At 57.4% G+C, this 6,866-nt stretch carries 8 protein-coding genes and 1 tRNA gene; all 9 read right to left on the bottom strand.

What is annotated here, in order from left to right; all coding sequences use genetic code 11:
- Window positions 1–64 precede the first annotated feature (64 nt).
- The 9 genes from R0I78_RS11210 to ruvB all read right to left on the bottom strand — a co-directional run bounded on the left by R0I78_RS11210 (window position 65) and on the right by ruvB (window position 6,865).
- Window positions 65–140 (bottom strand) — tRNA-Lys (locus tag R0I78_RS11210).
- 141 nt (window positions 141–281) lie between these two features.
- Entirely contained in the window at window positions 282–1,034 is a 753-nt protein-coding gene (gene ybgF, locus R0I78_RS11205) for a tol-pal system protein YbgF (protein WP_317075363.1), read from the bottom strand.
- Between the two features lie 20 nt (window positions 1,035–1,054).
- Window positions 1,055–1,582: a peptidoglycan-associated lipoprotein Pal gene (gene pal, locus R0I78_RS11200; protein WP_317075362.1), complete on the bottom strand. Its 528-nt coding sequence runs from the start codon at window positions 1,580–1,582 to the stop codon at window positions 1,055–1,057.
- 25 nt (window positions 1,583–1,607) lie between these two features.
- Window positions 1,608–2,906, bottom strand: coding sequence for a Tol-Pal system beta propeller repeat protein TolB (tolB, locus tag R0I78_RS11195; RefSeq protein ID WP_317075361.1), 1,299 nt, complete (start codon window positions 2,904–2,906; stop codon window positions 1,608–1,610).
- Between the two features lie 2 nt (window positions 2,907–2,908).
- Window positions 2,909–4,048 (bottom strand): cell envelope integrity protein TolA, encoded by a 1,140-nt coding sequence (gene tolA, locus R0I78_RS11190; protein ID WP_317075360.1) that lies wholly within the window; start codon window positions 4,046–4,048, stop codon window positions 2,909–2,911.
- A 3-nt stretch (window positions 4,049–4,051) separates the two neighbouring features.
- Entirely contained in the window at window positions 4,052–4,477 is a 426-nt protein-coding gene (gene tolR / locus R0I78_RS11185) for a protein TolR (RefSeq protein ID WP_317075359.1), read from the bottom strand.
- Complete coding sequence (gene tolQ / locus R0I78_RS11180; RefSeq protein ID WP_317075371.1) at window positions 4,477–5,145, bottom strand: protein TolQ; 669 nt, start codon at window positions 5,143–5,145, stop codon at window positions 4,477–4,479. The genes tolR and tolQ overlap by 1 nt, the downstream gene beginning before the upstream one ends.
- A 1-nt stretch (window position 5,146) precedes the next feature.
- Complete coding sequence (gene ybgC, locus R0I78_RS11175; protein ID WP_317075358.1) at window positions 5,147–5,557, bottom strand: tol-pal system-associated acyl-CoA thioesterase; 411 nt, start codon at window positions 5,555–5,557, stop codon at window positions 5,147–5,149.
- Window positions 5,558–5,857: 300 nt separating this feature from the next.
- On the bottom strand, window positions 5,858–6,865 hold the full coding sequence (gene ruvB, locus R0I78_RS11170; RefSeq protein WP_019936130.1) for a Holliday junction branch migration DNA helicase RuvB: 1,008 nt from the start codon (window positions 6,863–6,865) through the stop codon (window positions 5,858–5,860).
- Window position 6,866: the final 1 nt, after the last annotated feature.

Raw genomic sequence — 6,866 nt, 5'->3', positions numbered from 1 at the left:
TCGAACCAGTGACCCCCTCCTTGTAAGGGAGGTGCTCTCCCGGCTGAGCTAAGCGTCCGGAATCTGGTGGGTCGTGCAGGATTCGAACCTGCGACCAATTGATTAAAAGTCAACTGCTCTACCAACTGAGCTAACGACCCGGCTTGGTGGATAACAACTTGTCCCCTGCCAACGGCGGCCTATAATACGGATTTAATTGTGTGACGCAACAGCTAAATTATCATTTTATTTCGTTTGCTCAAGGAACAAGCGACTCTCACACAAATTCACCAGTCAGGCACTTATTTCATCACATTCAGATTTTCCTGAGCCAGGCGGGCTGCGCTGCTGCTGCCATATTCACTCAGTACCTGCTGAAAATACTGCCGGGCTCCGGCATCGTCTTTCTGCTCCCGGGCAATCAGGCCCAGCTTAAGCAGTGAATCGGCACGTTTGTTGGACTTGGGATAAGCCTCGGCTACCCGGGCAAACTGAGCCTTGGACTGATCATAACGTTTTTGCGCATACAGCAGCTGCCCCAGCCAGTAATGCGCATTGGGCACGTAACTCGACTCAGGATATTGGGTAATAAAACGGGCAAAGGCCGGAATAGCCGCATTATAGTCTTTGTCCTGCAGGACCAGATTCACGGCTTTATCGTAGCTGGCCTGCTCATCTCCTGCTGCTGCCTCATTGGTATCGCTGGCATTCTGAGTATTACCGGCCTGGCTGGCTGCCACCGGTGCCGGTGTGGGTGCCGGCGCAGCGGCAGCTTCCTGCTGTGCTGCCAGAATATTGCGCTGGCGCTCTATGACCTGCTCAAGACGGTAGCTTTGCTCTTCCAGCAAACCACGCAATTCACTCAGCTCCTGTTGCATGGCATTAAGCTGACGTTGTTGTTCAATCTGCGCCTGACTGCGTGCGCTGAAGCCCCGCTCCAGCTCAGCCAGACGTTCGTTTACCGAGCCGCTGCCACCCACGCTGACCACCGGGGCCTGAGCCCAGCTGGCGGTGGATAAAACAGCGGCCATCGAAATGGCCGCGAATTTAATCATAATCTAACCGGAATCAGTCCTTAATAAACCAGAACCGCGCGGCGGTTTTTGGCAAAACCGGCTTCGCTGCGGGAAGTATCAATCGGCTTTTCTTCGCCGTAGCTGACAATGGCCAGCTGAGAGCCGCTGACACCCAGGCTCTGCAGATAGCTGGTTACTGCCTTGGCACGGCGCTCACCCAGAGCAATGTTATATTCAGGAGTACCACGCTCGTCAGCATGACCTTCCACCAGAATACTCACATTGGGGTTGGAGCGCAGGAAGCTGGCATGGGCTTCCAGCACCTGTGCATAGTGACCGGTTACTTCGTCCCGGTCAAATTCGAAGTAAATGACGTTTTCACGGCGCAGGGCTTCATACTGCTGACGCATTTGTTCATCAGCAGACAGCGCACCGCCGGCCTGAATGCCACCAGTCTGTACGCCACCGTCCTGGTAGCTGCCATCGGTTCCGGTCATGGCATCGGAATCGCTGGTCGAGCTACATGCAGCCAGGGTCAACATGGGAAGTGCTATCGCCAGACTCTGAAGCAGTTTTTTCATTTGCATGGTTTTTCCTTAGAAAAAGCAATTTCTAGTTTAGAAACGGTGACCACGCCGGTGAGCGGACATCGCCGCTGCGGGCCGGCAGCCTGGCCTTGAAACGACCATCCATCGACACCAAAGACAGAACCTGTCGGCCCTGATACGTGGTGCTGTAGATGATCATGGTGCCGTTAGGGGCCGGGCTTGGCGACTCATCCAGCCGTGTTTCGGTTAACACCTGCAGATGACCGCTGTCCAGCTCCTGACGAGCAATTCGGTACTGTCCCTGAGAACGGCTGACCAGCACCATGTTCTGGCCGTCTGCCGTGATTCTGGGGCCCAGATTCATATCGCCGTCAAAGGTCACCCGCCGGGCATTACCGCTGCCGGGCTCAGTGCGATAAACCTGGGGCCGCCCTCCTCGTTCGGAGACAAAATAAATACTTTTTCCATCCGCTGACCAGGCCGGCTCGGTATCGATTGTGCGGTTATTGGTCACTCGGGTCAACTGACGACTGGCCAGATTGAGTACGTATACTTCGGGCTGGCCATCTTTGGACAGCACCAGTGCCAACTGGCTGCCATCGGGTGACCAGGCCGGTGCGCCATTAATCCCCGGCTGAGAACTGACCACCTGACGCTGCTGACTATAAATATCCTGCACCACAATTTCGGCTTTTTTATTTTCGAACGACACATAAGCCAGCTTGCGGCCGTCCGGCGACCAGGCCGGCGACATCAGCGGCTCACGGGAGCGCAGCAAGACCTGCTCGTTAAAACCGTCGTAGTCGGCAATCATCAGCTGATACGGATATTGTGCGCTGTGCTGCACATTAACGTAGGCAATGCGGGTAAGAAACGCACCCTTGATGCCGGTAAGCTTCTCAAACACGATATCGGAGATACGGTGGGCATATTGCCGCAGCTGAGCTGCCGGCACGGTGGCAGTCCGGCTTTCCAGCAGTTTGGCGCCCTGGCTGCCAAGTACATCAGCCAGCTCAAAACTGACGCGATACTGGTTGTTGCCCGCCGGTGCTATGCTGCCCACTACCACGGCTTCTGCCTGACGGGAACGCCACTGAACCGGGTCCAGCTGATCAGCGCTGGATACCCGCTGGGGCAAGGCATTGCGGTCCAGCGGACGGAACATGCCGCTGTTGCGCAGGTCATTGCTGATCACCTCGGACAGCTCCTGAGGGGCGGTGCCACCGCCGGTCCACTCAAAGGGCACCACCGCCACCGGACGTGCACTGTCTATGCCGCCGGTAATTACGATATCCAGCGCCGCTTGGGCGCGGCCTGCCAGCAGCAACAGCGGCAGCCATAACCACAACCATCGTTTTGTCATTATCAGAGCCTCGGTATCAGGGTTAAATTCAGATTTTGCAGCTGTTTATTGACAGCCGGATCCTTGGGCATGGGCAGCGTTCCTGTTTTGCGAATAGCCAACTCCGCCGAGCGGCAGACAACCGCATCGCCCTGCCCCTGCCCTATATTCAGAATAAGGCCGTCAGACGCTACCCGAACATTAATACGGCATTGCTTGCCTACCATGGTAGGTGCTACCAGCCAGTTGCGCTGAATGGCCGCGATAATCATGCCGGTGTAACGATCCACCTCTGCCGCCGACGCAGCAGAAGAAGCACCGCCGGCAGAGCCACCGCCCATCAGCGCTTCCAGATCTTTCAGCGCCTGTTCGGCTTCCTGCTGCTTTTTGGCTTCTGCCGCTTTACGAGCAGCTTCTGCTTCAGCCTTTTTTTTGGCTTCCGCCGCCTTGCGGGCGGTTTCAGCTTCCGCCTGTTTCTTCGCTTCCGCCGCCTTGCGCGCCGCTTCAGCTTCCGCCTGTTTCTTCGCTTCTGCCGCCTTGCGCGCCGCCTCGGCTTCCGCCTGTTTCTTCGCCTCCGCCGCCTTGCGCGCCGCCTCGGCTTCCGCCTGTTTCTTCGCCTCTGCCGCCTTGCGCGCCGCCTCGGCTTCCGCCTGTTTCTTCGCTTCTGCCGCCTTTCGCGCCGCCTCGGCTTCGGCCTGTTTCTTCGCTTCTGCCGCCTTGCGCGCCGCCTCGGCTTCCGCCTGTTTCTTCGCCTCTGCCGCCTTGCGCTGCTGCTCTACCACACGCTGGCGTTCGGCTTCCGCTTTGGCCTGCTGCTCGGCAATGGCTTTTTGCTGCTCTGCCTCGCGGGCTGCCTGCGCTGCTGCAGCCTGCTCTGCGGCCTTGCGTTCGGCTTCTGCTGCCGCTTTTTGCTCTGCCAGCTCCTGAGCGTTGGCAGCAGCCTGCTCCGCCTCGCGGGCTGCCTGCATTTGCGCCAGACGCTCAGCCTGCGCCGCCACCATGCCATCATCAATCATGGTGGCTTCAATAATGGACGCCGCCTGCGCCGGCCGCTTGGGTGTATTAATGTTCACCCCCACCAGAATCATCACCCCCACCAGCAGGTGTAAGCCCAGTGAAATCACCAGCGCCTTGCGAATGCTGCCGTCTTCGTTTCTGAACACGCCTTACTGCTCCGGTTGGGTCATGAGGCCAACACTGGGTACACCGGCCGCTTTCAGGGTAGCCATCAGCTGGATTACGGCGTCATAGCGCACATTGGCATCGCCCTGCACCACCACAGGTGCCTTGGGATTGGTCTCCAGTTTTTGCTGTACCATTTCCGCCAGCGCCAGCAGATCCACCGCTTCATCACGGCTTTCACCCACATCAAGAAAATAACGGCCTTCGGCATCCACCGACGCCACCAGGGGGGTCTCACTGTCTTCCGGCAGCATTTCCGCTTCGGCCTGGGGCAGGTCCACTTTCACACCCTGGGTGATCACCGGGGCCGTGGCCATAAAGATGATCAGCAGCACCAGCATCACGTCGATATAGGGCACCACGTTAATCTCGGCCACGCGTTTGCGTCGCTTGCGCTGATAACTCTGCATTACTGCTGTCCTGTGGTCACTTGCCGGTTGAGAATAGTGGAAAACTCATCCATAAAGTTGGCCAGGTGGTTTTCCTGCCGCTCTACCTGATAGCTGAAGCGGTTAAAGGCAATCACCGCCGGTATGGCAGCAAACAACCCCATGGCGGTGGCGATCAGCGCCTCGGCAATACCCGGTGCCACCATGGCCAGAGTGGCCTGCTTTATTTCCGACAGAGCAATAAAGGCATTCATGATGCCCCATACGGTACCAAACAGACCAATATAGGGGCTGATGGAGCCAATAGTAGCCAGCACAGACAAATTGGCTTCCAGCCGGTCCACTTCCCGGGACAGTGCCACCCGCATGGTACGGTAAGTGCCTTCGATAATGGTGTCCTGTGGCCGGCCCTGCTTTTGCAGGCGAACAAATTCACGAAAGCCGGAGTGAAAAATCTGCTCCATGCCCGCCAGGCTGTCGCGCCGGGCATTGGACTCATGATAGAGCCGGCTGAGATCAGCGCCGGACCAGAACTTGTCTTCAAACTTGTCAGCATCGGCCCGGGCGGCATTCAGCACCCGGCGGCGGTTGATGATCAGTGCCCAGCTCAGCACAGACATGCCCACCAGCCCCAGCATCACCAGTTTTACCAGCAGACTGGCCTGCCAGAAAAGGCCTATAAATGAAATTTCAGCGTGCACCGGATAATACTCCCGTCAGTGACTCAGGAATGGCAAAAGGCTTCATTTTGGTGATATCCACACAGGCAATAACCACCTCGCCCCTAACCAGACAAAGGCCCGCATGATCCAGAATTTCCTGCTCAAACACAATAGAGGCACGTTTCAGCATTTTCACCGTGACGGTGACCATTAGTGCATCATTGAACCGGGCCGCCCGGCGCAGATCCATTTCTACCCGGCGCACTACAAAGGCAATCCCCTCATTGAGCAGGCCATCCTGCTCAATGCCCAGATGGCGCAACCACTCGGTGCGGGCCCTTTCCATAAATTTCAGATAGTTGGCGTTATAAACAATGCCGCCGGCATCGGTATCTTCATAATAGATACGCACCGGCCAGTGAAATGGCGTTTGAGACATGCAAATCCCGGAAATACGGCCAAAAAGATGCGGTTACTATAACCAAGTCTGTGCCGTGAAAGAAGAAGTGAGCTGCAGGGAACGACATTGATTGACCCGAACCCCTTCGGGGAGCTAGAAGCCGTAAGCTTTCAGCTGTAAGTGGAGTTGCTCGGGCGTGAAGTGTTGTAACTGCAGATGCGGAGTTTTCTGTGAAATGGACTCCGGGCTTGCCCCGGAATCCATCCGACAAACGACACAGCCCTTTACAAGCACGGCTCAGGGCTCGCAGCCAAAACCACTTCCAGCTTTCAGTTGCCGTCAGGCGTCGGGAAGATCGAAGCCGAAATGCAGGTAGGCGCGGGGGGTGGCCATACGCCCCCGGGGAGTGCGCTGCAAAAAACCCTGTTGAATGAGATAGGGCTCTATCACGTCTTCAATGGTTTCCTTTTCTTCACCAATGGCCGCGGCCAGGTTATCGAGGCCCACCGGGCCGCCCATAAACTTGTCGAGCACCGCCATCAGCAGCTTGCGATCCATGTAGTCAAAGCCCTGCTTGTCAACATCCAGCATGTCCAGTGCCTGGGCGGCAATGGCGGCGTCGATGGCACCGCTGCCCTTTACCTCGGCAAAGTCGCGCACCCGGCGCAGCAGGCGGTTGGCAATGCGCGGCGTGCCCCGTGCCCGGCGGGCCATTTCCAGCGCACCATCGTCATCTATGGTCAAACCCAGCTTGCCGGCGCTGCGGCTGATAATGTGGGCCAGATCAGCCACCTGATAAAACTCCAGCCGCTGTACGATACCAAAGCGATCCCTGAGCGGCGAAGTGAGCGAGCCGGCCCGGGTGGTGGCCCCCACCAGGGTAAAGGGCGGCAACTCCAGCTTGATGGAGCGAGCAGCCGGGCCTTCACCAATCATGATATCAAGCTGATAGTCTTCCATTGCCGGATAGAGAATTTCTTCCACCACCGGACTGAGGCGATGAATTTCATCAATAAAGAGCACATCACCGGGCTCAAGGTTGGTGAGCATGGCCGCCAGATCGCCGGCTTTTTCCAGCACGGGCCCCGACGTGGTTTTGATGCTCACGCCCATCTCGTTGGCCACTATGTTGGCAAGCGTGGTCTTGCCCAGGCCGGGCGGACCGAAGATCAACAGGTGATCCAGCGCTTCTTCCCGCCGGCGCGCCGCCTCAATAAAGATTTCCATCTGGCCGCGCACATGATCCTGACCACGATAGTCCGCCAGCGCCTTGGGCCGTATGGCGCGGTCAATGGCTTCCTCTTCCTGCCGGGGAGCCGGATTGATAAAACGATCTGCTTCTATCATG

This window comes from Oceanimonas sp. CAM02 (genome assembly GCF_032842915.1).
GTDB classification, from domain to species: Bacteria; Pseudomonadota; Gammaproteobacteria; order Enterobacterales; family Aeromonadaceae; genus Oceanimonas; species Oceanimonas smirnovii.
This window is presented reverse-complemented; position numbering and strand designations above follow the sequence as displayed.

Coding starts and splice junctions, on each gene's coding strand:
- ybgF (WP_317075363.1), bottom strand. CDS start 1,034: ATGATTAAATTCGCGGCCATTTCGATGGCCGCTGTTTTATCCACCGCC.
- ybgC (WP_317075358.1), bottom strand. CDS start 5,557: ATGTCTCAAACGCCATTTCACTGGCCGGTGCGTATCTATTATGAAGAT.
- tolR (WP_317075359.1), bottom strand. CDS start 4,477: ATGCAGAGTTATCAGCGCAAGCGACGCAAACGCGTGGCCGAGATTAAC.
- tolB (WP_317075361.1), bottom strand. CDS start 2,906: ATGACAAAACGATGGTTGTGGTTATGGCTGCCGCTGTTGCTGCTGGCA.
- pal (WP_317075362.1), bottom strand. CDS start 1,582: ATGCAAATGAAAAAACTGCTTCAGAGTCTGGCGATAGCACTTCCCATG.
- ruvB (WP_019936130.1), bottom strand. CDS start 6,865: ATGATAGAAGCAGATCGTTTTATCAATCCGGCTCCCCGGCAGGAAGAG.